At 46.5% G+C, this 19377-nt stretch carries 14 protein-coding genes and 1 other annotated feature; all 14 genes read right to left on the bottom strand.

All coding sequences use genetic code 11. From position 1 onward, the window contains the following. Positions 1 to 6 precede the first annotated feature (6 nt). The 14 genes from ACRRU2_RS01355 to ileS all read right to left on the bottom strand — a co-directional run bounded on the left by ACRRU2_RS01355 (position 7) and on the right by ileS (position 19017). Positions 7 to 2925, bottom strand: coding sequence for an ABC transporter permease (locus ACRRU2_RS01355; protein WP_432499720.1), 2919 nt, complete (start codon positions 2923 to 2925; stop codon positions 7 to 9). Between the two features lie 3 nt (positions 2926 to 2928). Then, positions 2929 to 3993: an efflux RND transporter periplasmic adaptor subunit gene (locus tag ACRRU2_RS01350; protein ID WP_331702664.1), complete on the bottom strand. Its 1065-nt coding sequence runs from the start codon at positions 3991 to 3993 to the stop codon at positions 2929 to 2931. Next, complete coding sequence (locus ACRRU2_RS01345) at positions 3959 to 4729, bottom strand: ABC transporter ATP-binding protein (RefSeq protein ID WP_432499719.1); 771 nt, start codon at positions 4727 to 4729, stop codon at positions 3959 to 3961. The genes ACRRU2_RS01350 and ACRRU2_RS01345 overlap by 35 nt, the downstream gene beginning before the upstream one ends. Before the next feature lie 223 nt (positions 4730 to 4952). Then, complete coding sequence (gene pyrE / locus ACRRU2_RS01340; protein WP_432499718.1) at positions 4953 to 5591, bottom strand: orotate phosphoribosyltransferase; 639 nt, start codon at positions 5589 to 5591, stop codon at positions 4953 to 4955. Further along, positions 5584 to 6318 (bottom strand): orotidine-5'-phosphate decarboxylase, encoded by a 735-nt coding sequence (gene pyrF, locus ACRRU2_RS01335; RefSeq protein ID WP_432499717.1) that lies wholly within the window; start codon positions 6316 to 6318, stop codon positions 5584 to 5586. The genes pyrE and pyrF overlap by 8 nt, the downstream gene beginning before the upstream one ends. Positions 6319 to 6344: 26 nt before the next feature. After that, a complete protein-coding gene (carB, locus tag ACRRU2_RS01330) occupies positions 6345 to 9560 on the bottom strand; it encodes a carbamoyl-phosphate synthase large subunit (protein ID WP_331702659.1) in 3216 nt (1071 codons plus the stop codon). Continuing rightward, complete coding sequence (carA, locus tag ACRRU2_RS01325) at positions 9553 to 10689, bottom strand: glutamine-hydrolyzing carbamoyl-phosphate synthase small subunit (RefSeq protein WP_432499716.1); 1137 nt, start codon at positions 10687 to 10689, stop codon at positions 9553 to 9555. Before carA ends, carB begins: the two co-directional genes overlap by 8 nt. Positions 10690 to 10716: 27 nt before the next feature. Next, complete coding sequence (locus ACRRU2_RS01320; protein ID WP_331702657.1) at positions 10717 to 12003, bottom strand: dihydroorotase; 1287 nt, start codon at positions 12001 to 12003, stop codon at positions 10717 to 10719. Positions 12004 to 12160: 157 nt separating this feature from the next. Beyond that, on the bottom strand, positions 12161 to 13060 hold the full coding sequence (locus ACRRU2_RS01315) for an aspartate carbamoyltransferase catalytic subunit (protein ID WP_331702656.1): 900 nt from the start codon (positions 13058 to 13060) through the stop codon (positions 12161 to 12163). Continuing rightward, positions 13057 to 13602 carry a bifunctional pyr operon transcriptional regulator/uracil phosphoribosyltransferase PyrR gene (gene pyrR, locus ACRRU2_RS01310; protein ID WP_432499845.1) on the bottom strand — a complete coding sequence of 182 codons (546 nt, stop codon included), beginning with the start codon at positions 13600 to 13602 and terminating at the stop codon, positions 13057 to 13059. The genes ACRRU2_RS01315 and pyrR overlap by 4 nt, the downstream gene beginning before the upstream one ends. Before the next feature lie 278 nt (positions 13603 to 13880). Continuing rightward, complete coding sequence (locus tag ACRRU2_RS01305) at positions 13881 to 14825, bottom strand: RluA family pseudouridine synthase (protein WP_432499715.1); 945 nt, start codon at positions 14823 to 14825, stop codon at positions 13881 to 13883. After that, entirely contained in the window at positions 14806 to 15327 is a 522-nt protein-coding gene (gene lspA, locus ACRRU2_RS01300) for a signal peptidase II (protein ID WP_331702653.1), read from the bottom strand. Before lspA ends, ACRRU2_RS01305 begins: the two co-directional genes overlap by 20 nt. Positions 15328 to 15471: 144 nt before the next feature. Continuing rightward, positions 15472 to 15825, bottom strand: a complete 354-nt coding sequence (locus ACRRU2_RS01295; RefSeq protein ID WP_331702652.1) for a DUF5665 domain-containing protein — start codon at positions 15823 to 15825, stop codon at positions 15472 to 15474. Between the two features lie 105 nt (positions 15826 to 15930). Further along, positions 15931 to 19017, bottom strand: a complete 3087-nt coding sequence (ileS, locus tag ACRRU2_RS01290) for an isoleucine--tRNA ligase (protein ID WP_331702651.1) — start codon at positions 19015 to 19017, stop codon at positions 15931 to 15933. Positions 19018 to 19098: 81 nt separating this feature from the next. After that, positions 19099 to 19375: a binding site (T-box leader), on the bottom strand. Positions 19376 to 19377: the final 2 nt, after the last annotated feature.

The following is a 19377-nucleotide window of genomic DNA, read 5'->3' as shown; positions in this document are numbered from 1 at the left end:
ATTGGATTAACGCTCCTCTCCCATTTTCACTGCTTGATGCACACGAAGTCTGCGAATATGCAGGAAGAGCAGCAATGCTCCTATCGCCATCATGACACCGACAACGATAAATAATTGGTTCGTATCATTTGCATTGAAAATAACTCTGAATGGCGGTACGGTCTCAGCCACATTCTCTGCTGTTTGTAAAAATGGCAGGAACAGTAAGCTTACAACTTTACCGATTACAACTCCCAGCCCAATCGCCAGCCCAGCTGTAAAAATTTGTTCAAGGAGCAGCATGCCTGTCAGCTGCCTGCGCGATAATCCCATCGCTCTAAGCACCCCGAACTGGACAACTCGGCCTGATAAATTGAAGAACCAATATAAAATATAGCCAGCTAACGTAATAATGACCGAAACGAGGAAGCCCAAGCTCAGAATACCGAATACGCCGCCGCGTGTAGGATGCTTAGCCTGTGTAAGCAATTCGCTGCGCACATCGGTAACCGAGGCCAGATCAACGCCATTTTTTTGCAAATATTCAACTAATGGCGCGAGCTTTGCCTCCGGTTTCATCTTAATCCATACATCATATGGGATGATCGGAAGCTGATCGTATATAAAGTCCAGATTTGTAATAATAAACGGTGTTTTGTCTGGATACTGCGTTGGCCAATAAGGCAGGATGCCTACAATGGCAAATTCAAGCATGCCGTCCTGAAAACCGACAGAAATGCTGTCGCCCAGCTTAAGCTGATATTTCTCAGCAACATTCGTCGGAATAATAGCCGCATGCTCAAACAAGCCGAGATTGTTTAAATAGTGGAACGGATGGACAGGGAACAAATCATTGCGGAACCATGCCACCTTGGCAAACTGATCATTATCAATGCCTAGTACAGTGCCTTGCCCTATTGATTTGCCTGAAACAACAACGTTACCCTTCGTCTGCAGTACACGCGCTACAGCTTCAACTCCTTCTGCTTCTCGAAATACTTCAAAAGGAGGCTCATTATATAAGATTTTTGAAGGAGCAGGATTGTTGCCTCCCCCTCCAGGGTTGCCACCACCACCTCCGCCAGGGTTGCCGCCTCCGCCGCCGCCAGGATTGCCTCCGCCTCCGCCGCCTGGGTTGCCTCCGCCGCCGCCAGGGTTGCCACCGCCTGTCGCAGGCAGTTCAGGTGTACCTTCCCATACGGTTTGAATAATGACATCCGAACCATATTTATAGAGCGTTCTTTCAGTGGAGTTCAAATCTATCGTTCTAGCTGCAGAAGCATTGTAAACACCTAATCCAAGCGTTAAAACGAGTAAGATCATCAATGAATAATAGCCATGAGAAGATCTAGACAGCTGAGTAAGCGTCAAATACAACGGAACAGGCAAAAACTTGCGTCCCAGCCAATTGAACAGCTTCAGCAGCCATGGAAACAATCTCAAAAAGAACAGTCCGATTGCAAATATCGCAATGGCAGGCACGAAAAACAGAAATGGCTGAACGTTCAGCTGATCCGTCGTCATTCCGGTCTGGAAAGTAAGCATCTGTCTTTCCTGGAACATATACCAGCCATAGCCTGCGGCAGCCAGCAGCAAGATATCAAGAAACCATCTTTGCCACATTGGCTTGCGATCCGATCTAGCCAGCTTTTGCTTATAGCCTACAATTGACGATCTGGCATAAATAATTGCTGGAATTACAGTTGCCAGTATCGCTAGCAAGACTGCAGCCCCGCCCGCAATGAGCGCTTCTGTTGAAAAGCCGATCGGTATCGATTTGCGATTGACGAAGGAGAGAAACCCGTTTGCTGAGCCTATGCTCTTGGCCATAAACCAGCCGAGCATCGGTCCTAGCGCCAGCGCAACTGCGCCGAGAAATAACCCTTCGATCAAATAAATCCATATGATCTGGCTTGTTCTGGCCCCTCTGCTTCGCAATACCGCAATATCGCTGCGCTGCTTATCAAGCGCTTGTCTTGCATTCATCGCGATGAAGAAGAACACCATGGCAATCATGGGAGCCGCGAGCGTAAATAGCATCGTTTGCAGCTGCAGGCTCTGCTTTTTAAAATCGGTAAGCAAATTAGCGAACGAAATTTCTACACGTGTTTCTTTTAACTTTTGATATAAGTCAATATTAATGCGATCAAGGGTGTTTCCGAGCGGTGTAAGCTGGCTCGTTTTGACCGTTGATAAATCAAAAGAATAATACCAGCCCGCGCTATGAAGCGGAATACGATGTTGAGACAGCAATATATTATTAAATGTCTCCTCGCTTACCTGCAATGTACCAAGCAAGCTTTCAAGACCTTGATACCAATATGGGTCAGTGTCGACTAACGGCTTAACCGCTCCGACGATTTTGACACGCAGCTTCATATTTGAGCCGCTAACGGGGTAAAGAAGCACATCCCCGATATGTAAATCATTTCTGAACATCGCTTCTTCAAACAGTACAGCTTCAATAATATCGCCCTTGCCCGCACTGCTGCTGAACCATTGTCCCTGCGCCAGCTCGGTATGCTCTTCCAGATTAGTCATGGATGAAATGGTAAACTGACGATTTCGGCCAGGATCTACCTTCATTGGGTCTTCAGGCACGACATCTGCGCTGCGAATTGAATAAGTTTGCAAGAAAGTGTCGTAAGAAAAAGGAATTAGTTCTGGAATGCTTCCATTAATATAATCCTCCAGACCCTTTAAAGCTGCCAAATCTGTTTTTTCGCCAGGAGGAGATTGATACCTCATCAATAATGAACCAGCAGGAAGCCCCGCGCTTTTCTCCTGCAAAGATTCTGCTACCACACGTTTAAGCGCACCATCAGCATACATCGGAATGCTCGTTGCAAAAGCAACTGCAATTACGAGCCCTGCCAGCGTGCTTAACGTCAGCCATCTTGTATTCCACATCTTTCGGAATAAAAATCGAAACAGCGGAAATCCCATTGGCTATCGACCTACAACTTTCTGTCCAGGCTCCAGGCCTTTCAATATTTCCACCTGAGTAGGCGTTTGTTGGCCGACCTCAACGTCAACCTCGCGCTTTACATCATTCTCAATTACTTGTACATAAGTGCGGGACCCAATAGTACGAAGAGTAGATGGTGGAATTACTATCGCGTTTTCAGTACGTTTTGTAATAATATCAATCGATAATGGCATGCCGCGATTTACTTCCTTAGGAAGCTCTGCAATATCAATAATCATAAAGTCTTCAGGACGCTCAGGCTTATTATTTTCATTAGGATTTCCGTTATTGTTCTGTTCAGTTTTTGGAGCCGGCAGCGTTTTAATCTTACCTTTAAATTTGCCGATATTGCTCATGGTAACAACAGCTTCCATGCCAACCGCTACTTTTTCAAGCTCATTTTTGGTCAGCTTTGCAGCTGGAACGATAAGGGAAGTATCTGCTACAATTGCAATTGATTGATAGGCTTTAATAAGTGCACCTTTTTGAACATCTACGGATACGATCGTCCCGCTAAATGGCGCATATAGCTGAGCTTTCGAAATCTCTTCCTCCAGATCAAGCAGTTTTTGCCGGCGTTCCTCGAAAGCGATTCTTTTTTCTTCAAAATCAATAGGATCCATCTCGTCGCGAGTTCGCAGCGTTTCCTTCATCAAGGTTTCTTCTCGCTTGAAGGATAACCTTTCATTCCGCAGCGTTTTTTCCAAATCGTCGACATCAAGCTCAGCGATAAGATCGCCCGCCTGCACAACGTCTCCTGTTTTAACATAAAGCTCCTTCAAATGCTTGTTCTCAGAAGTAAAGAACATCGTTTCTTCTTCTAGCGAGATCAGCTTTCCCATAACCTGAACCTTCGTTTCAAGCGTATCTGTCGAAACCGTATATTCCGGTCTCTTTGCAATAGCAGGCGGGTTGATTTCTGGTAAAACCTCTTCCTCGCCCTCGGACGGTAATAAGGAGCATCCGCTAGTTAATATAATAGATAAACTGAGTGCAACAACAAATGAACGTTTAAATAAATTTCCCGTCCACCATTTCATAGACATGATCGGCAACCTCCATAATTGTGGGATCGTGTGTAGTCATACATACTGTAACGTGTTCATTGCGAATAATATTTTGGAATAATGCCATCACTTGCGCTGCCATGCTGGAATCCAGCTCGGCAGTCGGTTCATCGGCAAGCAGAAGAATGGGACGATGGGCGATCGCCTTCGCTATAGCTACGCGCTGCTGCTCTCCGCCGGACATTTCGAAGGGACGATGCTTCATGCGTTTGCCCAATCCAACCAGCTCCAGGCATTCTGCCACCCTTTCCTTCCATTCCGAGCGTGGAGTTCCAGCCATACGAAGAGACAGCTCGACATTTTCCCAAGCTGACAGAAGAGGCATTAATGCATACGCCTGAAATATAAAACCCATTTGGGATCTACGAATTTTGGTTCTGTCATCATCATTCATGCGGCTGAACTGCTTATTGTCAAATATAACCTCGCCCTTGCTAGGAATGTCAAGTCCTCCCAGACAATTGAGCAAGGTTGTTTTGCCTGACCCTGACCTGCCGCGAAGCATAACAAGCTTACCCCGCTCAAGCTCCATATTGATGCCTTTAAGAACATGCAGGGCCTTCCCGCCAACCTGAAAGGTCCGTTCGACATTTTCAACAACCATTAGCTTGCCGGAATCATTGCTATTATGAGCCGAAGCGCTTGTATGCGATGCTGGCTGGTCAGAAGCAGTCTTCTCTAGTTTCTCCTTCTCATCTAATTCCACTGCTTTCATGAGCTCCTCCTATACCCCCTATTTTGTTATGTATTTCTTTCATAATTCTAATCTTACAACATAGACGGTGTTCGTGCCTGAAAAGTTACGACTTTTGGCATTAAGTTGAAAACATTTTTCCAATAATTAAATATGAAGCGTTTTTTTGGCCTATCTTAGCCGCAGCAGAGGCGAATTCACCAAAAAAGCATCCCATTAACGGGATGCTCCATAAGTATAATAACTATTTGCCAAAAGACTGAGGATCTTCGCGCCACTGCTGCAAACTTGCAACTTCCTCCGGCTGTACAGTGCCCAGCTCGACTGCCGTTTCAATCAGGGCAGTATAATTCGAGAGCGTTTGAAGCGGAATGCCTGCTTCTGCAAAGGCATCAATCGCTTGCTTGAATTGATAAGAGAAAATAGCAAGAACTGCTAGCGGTTCAGCACCCGCTTCGCGAACAGCAAGCGCAGCCTTTAGCGAGCTTCCGCCTGTCGAGATCAAATCTTCAATGACGATTACCTTTTGCCCCTCAGCAATGCGGCCTTCAATTTGATTTTGCTTGCCATGTCCTTTCGCCTTATCACGAATATAAGCCATAGGCAAATTCATTTTTTGAGCAACCCAAGCAGCATGAGGAATGCCTGCTGTAGAGGTGCCGGCAACCACTTCTGCTTCAGGATACTGCTCTTTAATAATAGTTACAAAACCGTCAGCCACTACATCACGAATTTCCGGGTAAGCCATCGTTAAGCGATTATCGCAATAGATAGGCGACTTGATACCCGATGTCCATGTGAAAGGATCGTTAGGCCGTAAAGCAACTGCTTCAATGCTCAACAAATGTTTGGCGATTTGTTTAGGCAATTGTTCATTACTCAACTGAAATCATCTCCTCAATAATAGCTTCAATCGCTTCTCTCGGAGAAGCGGCAGCTGTAATCGGTCTTCCGATGACTAAATAGTCCGTTCCTGCCAGTACAGCGTCCCTTGGCGTCATAATTCTGGATTGATCATTCACCGCTGCGCCCAAAGGACGTATACCAGGTGTAATGGTTTGGAAGGAATGGCCGCATGCCGCTTTAATTGCTTCAACCTCAGAAGGAGAAGCAACTACGCCATGCAGACCTGCCAGCTGAGTTTGCTTTGCATAATGCAATACCGCTTGCTCTACGGAACCACTTATGCCAATTTGCTCATTCAAAACCTGCTGATTCGTACTTGTCAGCTGCGTTACAGCTATCACGATCGGCTTTTTGTTGGCGCTGCCGAGCACGTTCTCTACACCTTCCAGCGCTGCTTCCATCATCGCCCTGCCGCCGCCTGCATGCACATTGAACATGTCTACGCCAAGCTTTGCGATGCTCATAGCTCCGCCCTTCACCGTGTTAGGTATATCATGCATTTTTACGTCCAGAAAAACGGAATATCCTTTGGCTTTCAAGCTTTCCACAAAGGAAGGGCCTGCAGCATAAAACAGCTGCATGCCCACCTTCATATAACACGGAATGCCTTGCAGCTGGGCAAGCAGCCGCTCCGCCTCGCCAGCGCTCGGATAATCGAGCGCCACCATAATGCGGCTTGCCGCTTGATCCTTTGTAAGCCTCACTTGCATTCCCTCCGCCCTTAATTTTGTTAAAGTTTTGCCGGCATTGCCTCAGAAGAGAAGTTGATCGTTTGCAGCATGCCGAGCAGAGCGCGCACCGTATCAAGAGAAGTCAAGCAGACTACTCCATTCTCGACCGCTTCGCGGCGAATACGGAAGCCGTCACGCTCAGGCGCTTTGCCTCTTGTTAATGTGTTGACAACAAAATGCGCTTTGCCTTCTCTAATCAGATCGAGAATATTCGGCGAACCTTCGCTTAGCTTGTTAACCGGAGTCACATTAATACCCGCCGTTTCAAGCGCAGCAGCTGTGCCGCCTGTTGCATAAATCGTATAACCAATAGTGTAAAAGCCGCGCAATAGCTCGATCGCTTCTTCCTTGTCCTTATCAGCAACCGTTGCGATAATGGAGCCCGCATAAGGAATTTTCATTCCTGCGCCGATCAAGCCTTTGTAAAGCGCCTTGGCATAAGAAACATCACGGCCCATAACCTCGCCTGTCGATTTCATCTCCGGTGTAAGCGTTGGGTCAACGCGGCGCAGCTTAGCGAAGGAGAACACCGGCACTTTTACGGAAACATGCTTATCTTCCGGCCATAATCCGTCTGTATAGCCTTGATCAGCTAGCTTGATGCCCAAAATAGCTTGGGTTGCCAGATTGGCCATCGGTATCGTTGTAACCTTGCTCATAAACGGAACTGTCCGTGAAGATCTAGGATTTACTTCGATTACATACACTTTTTGCTGATGGATGACAAATTGAATGTTCACAAGGCCGACTACTTTCAGCTCTTTGGAAATTTTAATTGTCATATCCACAATTTCATTTTTAATCTCATCGCTTAATGATTGTGGAGGGTATACCGCGATCGAGTCGCCGGAGTGAACACCAGCCCGCTCAACATGCTCCATTATACCAGGTATTAGAACCGTTTCGCCATCACAAATCGCATCTACTTCAGCTTCTTGGCCAAGCATATAACGATCAATAAGCACAGGATGCTCAGGATTGATTTTTACTGCTACCTCCATGTAGTTCAGCAATTCCTCATCGGAATATACGATTTCCATCGCGCGTCCGCCAAGTACATAGGAAGGTCTTACCAGCACAGGATAACCCAGCGCTTGAGCTGTTCCTACAGCTTCATCCACAGATGTGACGGTGCTGCCTTTCGGCTGAGCGATTTCCAGCTTGCGAAGCAGTGCCTCGAACTTTTTACGATCCTCGGCAGAATCGATGCTTTCAAGGCTCGAGCCAAGAATTTGCACGCCCGCCTTAGCTAGCGGCGCTGCCAGATTGATTGCTGTTTGGCCGCCGAATTGAACGATTACACCAATTGGCTGCTCTTGTTCAATGACATGAAGCACATCTTCCAGGAATAGCGGTTCAAAATATAGGCGGTCAGAGGTGCTGAAGTCAGTCGATACGGTCTCAGGATTGTTATTGATAATAACCGCTTCATAGCCTGCTTTTTGAATAGCCCAAACCGCATGAACGGTGGAGTAGTCAAATTCAACACCTTGGCCGATACGAATTGGACCTGAGCCAAGCACGACAATTTTTTGTTTTTCTGTTTCTGTAACTTCATTCTCTACTTCGTACGTAGAATAATAGTATGGTGTCAAAGCTTCAAATTCCGCCGCGCATGTATCGACCATTTTGTAAACTGGTTTAATATTATGCTGCAATCTTAGCTCGCGTATTTCAGCTTCTTCTGTGTTAGCTTCTCCAGGGAAGGCTTCGCTGCGAATCTCCGCAATCGAACGATCCGCCAGACCCATCCGTTTTGCTTCCAGCAAAAGCTCAGCACTCAGTTCCTTCTCGCTTGCAAGCAGCTGCTCAAATTTAAAAATATTTTCAAACTTGTTCAGGAACCACCAGTCGATTTTGGTCAGATCTTGAATTTCTTGCAGCTTGAAGCCTCTTCTGAAAGCTTCCATTAGCAGAAATATACGCTCATCGTCTGGCTTCTCCAGTCTTGTGCGCAGTACGCCGTCTTCAAGATCGGATGCTTCCTTCAAAAACAAGCGGTGTGTGCCAATTTCCAGTGAACGTACCGCTTTGTGAATAGACTCCTCAAATGTGCGGCCGATTGCCATTACTTCACCAGTCGCTTTCATTTGTGTGCCGAGTCTACGGTTCGCGCTCACGAATTTATCGAATGGCCAACGCGGAATTTTGGAAACGACGTAGTCGATCACCGGCTCAAAGTAAGCATAGGTTTTTCCCGTAACCGGATTTACGATTTCGTCCAGTGTATAGCCTACTGCAATTTTAGCTGCCATCTTGGCGATTGGATAGCCTGTAGCCTTGGAGGCAAGTGCTGAAGAACGGCTGACACGAGGATTTACTTCGATTACATAGTATTGATAGCTGTACGGATCGAGCGCGAACTGCACGTTGCAGCCGCCTTCGATATTTAGAGCGCTAATAATTTTCAGAGATGCAGTGCGAAGCATTTGATGCTCGTGATCCGACATCGTTTGTGCTGGAGCGACTACGATACTGTCTCCTGTATGAACGCCGACTGCGTCAACGTTCTCCATATTGCATATTACGATGCAATTGTCATTAGCATCGCGCATAACTTCATACTCAATTTCTTTCATGCCCGCGATAGATTTTTCAATTAGACATTGGTTAATTGGGCTATAGCGAATACCTGAAGCTACAACCTCGCGCAGCTCTTCCTCATCCGCGCAAATGCCGCCGCCAGTGCCGCCAAGCGTAAACGCCGGACGAACGATGATCGGATAACCGATTTCATTAGCAAAGGCAACCGCATCTTCAACCGTTGTTACGATGTCGCTCTCAGGAACCGGCTGCTCCAGCTCACGCATCAATTCACGGAACAGATCGCGATCCTCAGCTTTCTCAATTGCGGACAGCTGCGTTCCAAGCAGTTTTACATTTTCACGCTCAAGCACGCCTGCTTTTGCCAGCTCAACTGCCATATTAAGACCCGTTTGACCGCCCAATGTCGGCAGCAAGCCGTCCGGACGCTCCTGCTTAATAATTTGTGTTACAAAATCCAGTGTAATCGGCTCGATATACACTTTGTCAGCCATATTTGTGTCCGTCATAATCGTAGCAGGATTGCTGTTGATCAGAACGACTTCATAGCCTTCTTCCTTAAGCGCTTGACAAGCCTGTGTGCCGGCATAGTCAAATTCCGCTGCTTGACCAATAACGATAGGACCTGAACCAATTACAAGAATTTTTTTCAATTTATTATTTCTAGGCATGTTGAAGCTCTCCTTTCAATTTCTCCATTAGCGCTACTTGCGGCGGTACTTTGTTCGAATTTTTATGTTCAATCATCATCGTCAAAAACTCGTCGAACAGACTTAGCAAATCATGTGAGCCTGGCGCTGACTCAGGATGAAATTGTACAGAAAAGGCAGGTGCTGTCTGATGCTGCAGTCCTTCTACCGTTCCATCGTTATTATTAATGTACGTAATCACCAGCTCAGTGCTTTGTACAGAATCCTTGTGCACGGCATATCCATGACCCTGTGAAGTAATAAAGCATTCATTAGTAGAAAGCTTCTTCACCGGATAGTTGCCGCCATGGTGGCCAAATTTCATTTTTTCAGTACGGGCGCCGCATGCCAGAGCAAACAGCTGATGACCTAATGAGATCCCGAAAATCGGAAGCTCGCCCAGCAATTCTTTTACCATTTCTATAGCATATGGAAGATCCTGCGGATTTCCTGGTCCGTCAGACAAAACGATTCCGTCTGGGGACAGCTCGCGAATTTGCGCTGCAGTTGTGTTATGCGGTACTACGACAACGTCGCAGCCTCTTTTAATCAATTGAGCCAAAATGCTGTTTTTCGCACCGAAATCTACAAGCACTACGCGCTCTCCTTTGCCTGGGCAAAAATAAATGGAGGAGGTAGACGCACGTTCAACCGCATCTGTTACCGGCTTGGAACCATTCAGCTTCTCCAGCAGTGCTTCTACTGATTCATTGCCTGTTGTGATTATGCCTCTCATGGAGCCGTTTTGACGCAGCTTGCGAGTAAGCATACGCGTATCAATATCGCTAATTGCAGGAATACCATGTTTTTGAAGCAGTTGTGACAGCGAGTGTTGCGCTCTCCAGTTGCTTGGGTAAGGTTCGTGGCTGCGTACGACTAGCCCGTGAATAAACGGTGTCAGCGACTCAAATTCACTGCGAGTAATTCCATAGTTGCCTACCAGCGGATAAGTCATGACGACGATTTGACCCGCGGAAGCAGGGCTGGAAATCAATTCTTGATAGCCAGTTACCCCTGTATGGAAAATAACTTCCCCTGCATGCTCTGTTTCTGCGCCGAATGATTGTCCGGTAAATAAAGTTCCGTCTTCTAATAATAGTCTTGCTTGCATTCCACTCGCTCCTTTACATATTTTTATTTATTCCGTCCAAGCTACTTGACCGTTTACGATCGTAGTAGTTGGCCAGCCTTTTAACTGCCAGCCGCCGAACGGTGTATTATTGCTTTTGGAGGCAAAAGTGCTTGGATCAACCACCCGCTCCATCTGCAGATCAACAATAGTGAGGTCAGCAGGCGCGCCTGCAATGAGACGTCCGCTTTCCAATCTGAATACTCGCGCTGGATCCTCAGTCATACGCTTAAGCAAAAATCCGAGCGTCCATTTGCCTGTTTCAACAAATTTTGTGTACAGCAGCGGAAAGGCTGTTTCGAAGCCAACGATGCCAAACGGCGCCAGATCAACGCCTTTAGCTTTTTCCTCTGCGCTATGCGGAGCATGATCGGTAACGATCATATCCAGCGTTCCATCCTCAAGTCCTTCTATAACAGCCTCAACGTCGCGCGGCGAACGAAGCGGCGGATTCATTTTCCAGTTCGCATCATCCAATCCTGGAATGTCTTCATCTGACAAAATCAAGTGATGCGGGCATACCTCTGCTGTAACTTTAATGCCGATTTGCTTAGCCAAGCGGATTAAACGCACGGACTGTTCAGTGCTGACGTGGCACACATGATAATGAACCCCAGTTGCTTCCGCCAGTAAAATGTCGCGTCCTACATGGATAGCCTCGGATTCATTCGGAATACCTTTAAGGCCATGCTTACGAGCAAATTCGCCCTCTGTTGCCCATGCGCCGACGACCAACGAATCATCCTCGCAGTGAGCAATGACAGGCATATCCAGCGACTTGGCTAACGCCATCGCATTTTTCATCATTTGCGCATTCTGCACGCCAACCCCATCATCCGTAAAACCGATTGCTCCCGCTTCTTTCAAAGCATCGAAATCTGTAAGCTCCCGTCCCAGTTCATTTTTAGTAATGGCTGCATAAGGAAGCACCTTTACGAGCGCGGATTCGTTTGCTTTATCTATAATGTAGCGAACAGTTTCCGGCGTATCGGTTACAGGCCTTGTATTCGGCATACAAGCGATTGTTGTAAAACCGCCCTTGGCTGCTGAACGCGAGCCTGTAACAATATCCTCTTTGTATTCAAAGCCTGGGTCACGCAAATGCACGTGCATATCGATAAAACCGGCTGATACCAGCTTTCCTGCTGCATCAATAACTTCAGCGCCAGCAGTATCTGGGGCAAGGCTTCCTTCTAGCAGCGCTTCAATTTTGCCATCAACTACATGAATATGCTTATTCTCTAGCGCATTGCTAGCTTCATTCCAAACTTGACCGTTCAATATCCAAAGTGACATTTGTAACCCTCCGTACATTTATGATTTAGCCGCATATGCACTTTTCTAAACCGAGTGTGAGCACCTTGCAAAGGAAAAGCGGCGGGCAGTACACTCTTTAACTTGCCAATTATTTAATTTTTATCAATCCAATACTCCAGCGCATTTCACTAATCAGCTAGCTAAGCGCTCTTTCAACTACTGCCATGCGGATCGGCACACCGTTGCTCATTTGCGGAAAAATTCTCGATTGAGCGTGCTCGACAACCTCATCATCAATCTCAACATTTCTATTAATCGGCGCCGGGTGCATAATAATAGCGCTTGGCGATATTTGCGATGCTCTTTCCATCGTCAAGCCATAGTTTTGGCGATAAGCTTCTGCAGAATTCAGCATGCCGCTCTCATGACGCTCCAGTTGGACGCGAAGCATCATCACAACATCAGCTTTCAGCGCTTCCTCCATGCTAATATATGGTACATCCAGCTCTGGGGCTCTCATATTCGGAGGTGTGCAAAAGCTTACTTTGGCGCCAAACTTGCGCAGGGCGTATACATTGGAGCGAGCTACGCGGCTGTGCTTCACATCGCCTACAATGACTACATTCAAGCCCTCAATCGAGCCAAAATGCTTGCGCATCGTGTACAAGTCAAGCAGCGCTTGTGTCGGATGCTCATTGTTGCCATCACCGGCATTGATAAGCGGCATACTGATTTTAGGAGCAATTTCAGCCAGCACTCCAATCGGCTTTAGACGAATAATGCCTACATCTACTCCCATCGATTCCAATGTTTTTACAGTGTCGTAGATGGACTCGCCTTTTTGCACGCTGGAGGTTGCAGCTGTGAAGTTGATAACCTCTGTACCCAGGCGCTTTTCGGCTACTTCAAAGGAGAAACGTGTGCGGGTGCTATTTTCGAAGAACATGTTAACGGCAAATTTGCCTTGCATGATATTGTGCACCGTATTGTCGTGATTTTCCCAATATGCTGCACGATCCAAAATGGATACAATCTCTTCCTTGCTCAATTCCTTCAAGCCAAGCAAGCTTCGTTGTTTTACTTTTGTCATAATCATACCGATTGCCCCCTATTGTGGATGATTGTAACCTGGTCCTTAGAATCGATGTCGTTGAGAGCAACATTAATTTCTTCCTGCTTGGAGGTCGGAACGTTTTTCCCTACATAATCTGGACGAATCGGCAGCTCGCGATGGCCTCGATCCACAAGCACTGCCAGCTGAATGCTTTGCGGCCTGCCGCCATCCATAATGGCATCCATTGCGGCGCGAATCGTGCGGCCTGTGTAGAGAACATCATCGACGAGAATAATTTTTTTCTCTTTTACAGGAAAAGGGAGCTGTGCCGCTTCTTTCTGATTGCTGTCTGCTCGATCATCCCGGTATTGAGTAACATCAAGCTCACTATAATCAACAGGCTTGCCTTCAATATCTGCAATTCGCTCAGCAATTCTTTTAGCTAAGTAGATGCCTCTCGTACGAATGCCTACAATACAGCAATTATCGATCCCTTTGTTCTTTTCCACAATTTCATGCGCAATTCTTGTCAGAGCCCGGCGAATAGCCGTTTCATCCATAATGACGAGTTGTTCTTCCTCCAGCATATTGCTTACTCCTTCCTATATCGATTTTTTAACCACACATGGCAACGAAAAAAGCTCCTTGCGTTATATGCAAGGAGCCTGAAATCATCGGTTGTAAAATAAGACAGCTTAGCATGACCGCATCTGTAATGTGGCCATGAGCAATCCCAACAACTGATGATCAGTTATTCACGCTACCTTGCCAGCCTCTCTGGACTGAGTTAAAGGTACTGCTTTAGGTTGTTGTTATTATCCCACGCTCGACAAAAGATGTCAACATTTTTTATACCGATTATTTATCTAGATTTTAATTGCAGCAGCACCTGCTGCATATCTGAAGGAAGCTCTGTCTCAAATAGAAGACGCTCGCCTGTTCTAGGATGTTCAAAGCCGATAACAGCAGCGTGCAGCGCCTGACCATGCAGTGCAACGGTTTTGCTGCGGCCATATACAGGATCGCCAGCTAACGGATAGCCAATATACTTCATATGAACGCGTATTTGATGCGTGCGACCGGTTTCAAGCTGCAGCTCCACCAGCGTAAAGTCAGTGCCAATATGCTCTAGAACAGCAAAATGAGTGACGGCATGCTTGCTGTTTACGTCCGTTACAGCAAATTGCTTGCGATCCTTCGCATCTCTGCCTATAGGAGCGTCAATCGTTCCTGTATCATGTGGTAGGTTGCCATGCACCAAAGCAATATATTTCCGGGTCACGCTATGCTCCTTCAGCTGCTCAGCTAAAGATAAATGCGCAAGATCATTTTTGGCAGCCATAAGCAGACCAGAGGTATCCTTGTCGATGCGATGCACGATGCCAGGCCGCATTACCCCGTTAATGCCGGATAAATCCTTGCAATGGTACATTAATGCATTAACTACTGTACCGCTAGTATGTCCAGGAGCAGGATGAACAACCATGCCGCGCGGCTTGTTAATCACGATGACATCTGAATCCTCATATACAATATCAAGCGGAATCGGCTCAGCTGCGATCTCTGCCTCTACAACAGAAGGTATTTCTACCTTAATTTGATCGCCAGCTGTAATGCGATAATTGCTTTTTACTGTTTTACCATCAACACTGACCGCGCCGCCCTTTATCCAGTCCTGAATTTGAGTGCGGGACACTGACGGGTCATCCAGCTGCTCATGCAGCCATTTATCCATTCTTTCTCCTGCCTGCTCTTCATCTGCGGTCCATTCCAACATTTGTTCATCTTCAAATTGATTGTTGTCCATTCTCGTTTTGATCCTTGTCCTCTCCGCCTTGTATCGGCTTGCCTTCATGCTTGGCAGTGAGCAATGTGTCCAGTAAAATCAAAGCAACCCCGCATACAATTGCTGAATCTGCAATGTTAAATATCGGGAATGTATAGCTTCCGAAATTAAACTTTAAAAAATCAACAACCTCGCCAAATCGGGCCCGATCAATAAAATTGCCGATCGCTCCTCCGAGCACCAGACCAAGACCGACTAGAAGCCTGGCATGTGCTGATTTTCTCACTGTTTGAATATACCATATTAATCCTGAAACAATGATGACGGTTATAATTATAAAAAAAAGTCTTTGCTCCTGCAAAATGCCAAATGCAGCTCCGCGATTGCGATGGGAAGTAATTAAAAAGAAATTGCCTATAATGCTTATTTCTTCATCGATCGTCATTTGTGTTGCAATCAATTTTTTTGTAATAAAATCAAGTATTAGCACAATTATCGCTACTATGTAATAGTAAAAGCGCATGCAATCTCTCCTCACCAACAATAAAATCTAACCATATGTTCACTTTAGTGTAGCATAAAGCATCCCCGTCGAGCCAGTCTGCCCATGCCATCCGCACACAACCGCTTTGCTTGCATGGCTTCAGGCTTAAAATATTGGTGAGAATTAATAGTTTTTCCCTTCCAGCTGTATTTGTACAATACGTACTATATCTGCAATGTAGTCGCCAATAATCGGCAGGTTAAGCGCTCCGAGTATTTTCAAGAAATACAATATTGTCGCTGCAAAAAAAGTAAAACCGATCGCAATCCCTACACCTCTGGCCGTACCCGCAAGCAAATTACGCCATATCAAACTAATAGGCCGATTAAGCAAATCGACATATTCAGCCATTCTTGTCTTTTCCATATCAACTGCAATTCGGTTTAGAGAGCGATCGAGACGAGACAGTCTTTCCTCGATTGGCAGCTGTTCATCCCTGACTTCATTTTTTTTGCGCCGCTTACCAATACGCTTCATAGTTAGACCTCCCATTTTGATTTCTCTTCCTTTAAGGATATAGCCCGCTGTCTGCCAACATTACCGGCAGGCAAGCGGGCTATGTTCATTGTTTAGCTTTCCCGATTACTGAATGGAAATCCCAATTATTTTTTCGCCAAGCGCTACCTTCTCCATATCTGCTGTCTCGCCGTATTGCACGGATTGCAGCAGCACATTATCCTTCAATACATGCTCGAAAGCCGTAAGCGCGCTATGCAGCTCTTCATCGACGTTCAGCACTAGATCGATGCGCTTCTCAATCGGCAGATCAAGCTTTCTGCGCGTATCCTGCACCGCTCTAATAACTTCACGAACCCAGCCCTCTTGCTCCAGCTCAGTCGTAATTTCAGTATTCAGCGCTACTGTTATACCTCCAGCCGAAGCAGAAGCAAAGCCGCTTTTCGCCTGCTTTTCTACAAGCAGCTCATCCAGCGCGATAATGACCTGTTCGCCTGCAATTTCCAGCCTGCACTCCCCAGCCTGCACGACTGCCCGAGTTGCTTCCGGACTCATAGCCTTCAGCTCACCTTGGATCGGACCAACGAGCTTGCCGAACTTTTTGCCTGCAACCTTAAGATTCAACTTTAACGTAAAGTCTACAAAGCCGCTGTCGGACGATTGAACGACAATTTGCTTCACGTTAACTTCATCCTTAATAATTTCCTCGTATGGTGCAAGCTCAAATTCGCGATCAAGCGAAACGATCAGCTCAGACAATGGCTGGCGTGTTTTAATTGCTGTTTCATTGCGGACATTACGTGCCAGCTCAACCATTTGCTTCGCGCTGTCCATATCCCGTTCCAGCGTCTCATTAATAAGCTCATCTTTGGCAACAGGATAATCAGCCAAATGTACGCTGCCTTTGCCGCCCAGATTGCCATATACATCCTCAGCCAAAAGCGGCGCATAAGGTGCGATCAATCGTGATAATGTCAACAGCACATCTCTAAGCGTATGGTAAGCCGCAACTTTATCATCTGCCAAGCCGCTGCCCCAGAAACGGTCTCTTGAACGGCGAATATACCAGTTGCTCAGCTCATCTACAAACGTTTCAATCGCTTTGGCAGGGTTTAGGAAGTCATTAACGTCCAGCCCTTTCGTAACTGTTTTGATCAAGCTGTTCAGTCTGGAAACAATCCAGTGATCCAGTTTATTCGTCGATGCTACCGCTGGATGCTTTTCGGGATCAAAGCCGTCAATGGAAGCATAGAGCGCGTAGAACGCATGTGTATTTACAATCGTATCAATAACTTTAGATTTAGCTTCTCCAACGATGCCGCGCGAGAAGCGCTTGCTGTTCCAAGGAGCGCTATCGGCAAGCAGCGCCCAGCGGAAAGCATCAGTTCCGTACTCATTAATAATTTCCCATGGGTCGATAACATTGCCTTTGGATTTGGACATTTTCTGCCCGTTCTCATCCAGAATATGGCCCGTCGAGATAACAGATTTATAAGGCGCCTTGCCATTATAAAGGGTTGAAACAGCAAGCAAGCTGAAAAACCAGCCGCGTGTTTGGTCAATGCCTTCGCAAATCATATCAGCAGGGTATTGCTCTGCAAATTGCTGATCGTTCTCAAACGGATGATGCTGCTGGGCAAAAGGCATCGATCCGCTGTCAAACCATACATCGATAACTTCTGAAGTACGGTTCATAACAGCGCCTTCCGCAAATGGCGATCTTAATTGAATGCTGTCCACATAAGGCTTGTGAAGCTCAATATCCTCCGGCACCTCGCCTACGGCGCGAGCGCGCAAGTCAGCGATGCTGTCTGGGGCATACTGTTTGCCTGTTGCTTCGCAGATCCAAACGTTAAGCGGTGTGCCCCAATAACGGTTACGGCTAATATTCCAATCGACTAAATCCTCCAGGAATTTGCCGAAGCGTCCTTCGCGAATATGTCCAGGATACCAATCAACGCCATTATTGTTGGCAATCAGCTGATCCTTGACAGCGGTTGTTTCAATAAACCAGCTTTCAGTCGCATAGTAAAGCAGCGGTGATTTGCAGCGCCAGCAGAACGGATAGCTATGTTCATAGCGCTCCTTAGAGAATAGCAAGCCTTTTTCACTTAGCATTTTTACGATATCTACATCGCAGTCCTTCACAAAACGCCCTGCAAGATCAGTAACCTCGTCTGTATAGCGACCAGCATTATTCACAACGCTCAGCATGCTGATGCCGTTCTGGCGAGCTACACGGTAGTCATCCTCACCATGTGCAGGCGCGATATGAACGATACCTGTACCGCTCGTATCGCTGACAAAATCACCAGCAATAACGATATGGCCTTTTTCGATAGATGCGTATTGGAATGGCGGCTCGTAGCTGCGGCCAACCAAATCAGCGCCTTTCAGCTCGGAAAGCACCTCGAAGTCTTCCTTTAATACCGTCTCAGCCAAATTTTGTGCTACGATATATACTTCGCCATCTTTCTTTGCTTTTACATATGTGAGCTCTGGATGAACAGCCAGCGCCACGTTAGCCGGAAGCGTCCAAGGCGTTGTCGTCCATGCCAAAATAAACTCGCCACTGTCAACAAGCTTGAATTTGGCTGTTGCACTCAAGTCCTTAACATCCTCATAGCCTTGTGCTACCTCATGTGAGCTTAAAGTCGTCTGGCAGCAAGGGCAATAGGGGCTCACGCGATGACCGCGATACAGCAGGCCTTTGCGGTGAATAGTCGCAAGAATATGCCATACACTTTCAATATATTCATTCTTGAGCGTAATATAAGGATCATCAAGGTCTGTCCAATAAGCAATTGCCTCAGTAAGTTCGCGCCATTGTTTCTCATATTCGAACACACTGTCTTTACATTTCTTAACAAATGCTTCTACGCCGTAATTTTCAATTTCTTGCTTACCTGAAATGCCCAGCTGCTTTTCAACACCCAGCTCGACAGGTAAACCATGCGTATCCCAGCCTGCCTTACGAACGACGCGATAGCCTGCCATCGTTTTGTAGCGGCATACAAAATCTTTAATTACTCTGCCCAGCACATGGCCAATGTGCGGCGCACCGTTAGCTGTTGGGGGACCTTCATAAAAAACAAAGTTAGGTTTTCCTTCACGGTTTGCAATGGATTGCTTAAACGTATCCTGCTCCTTCCATTGCTGCAATACGCGCAGCTCGCGGCTGCGTGCTGGTTCTTTTACATCTACTCTTCTCATTATATAAACTCCCTTCGCAATTTCTAAACAAGGTTAAATGGCTCAACTAAGGCTTAACTCAAATAAAGCCCCGTCCCCTAAAAAAGGGACGAGGCTATCTCGCGTTACCACCCTAATTCCGCATTATTAAATCGCAAAGAATAACTTTGCAAATTAGTATTGCGGCAGCTCAGCACGAACAAATCATTCGCGTTCCTTGTAACGGTGGACATCCGTCAGCACTTAATACGGCTTCAAGCGGGTTAGGTGCTAATTCTCGGAGATGATATTCCAGCACGATCCAAACGCCGGCTTTCAGCGGATGCCGGCTCTCTGAAGATTGAATTCGCATTGTACTTGTTCTCGTCATCGAATTGCTTA

Source organism: Paenibacillus sp. GXUN7292 (assembly GCF_050864975.1).
Lineage (GTDB): Bacteria > Bacillota > Bacilli > Paenibacillales > Paenibacillaceae > Pristimantibacillus.
This window is presented reverse-complemented; position numbering and strand designations above follow the sequence as displayed.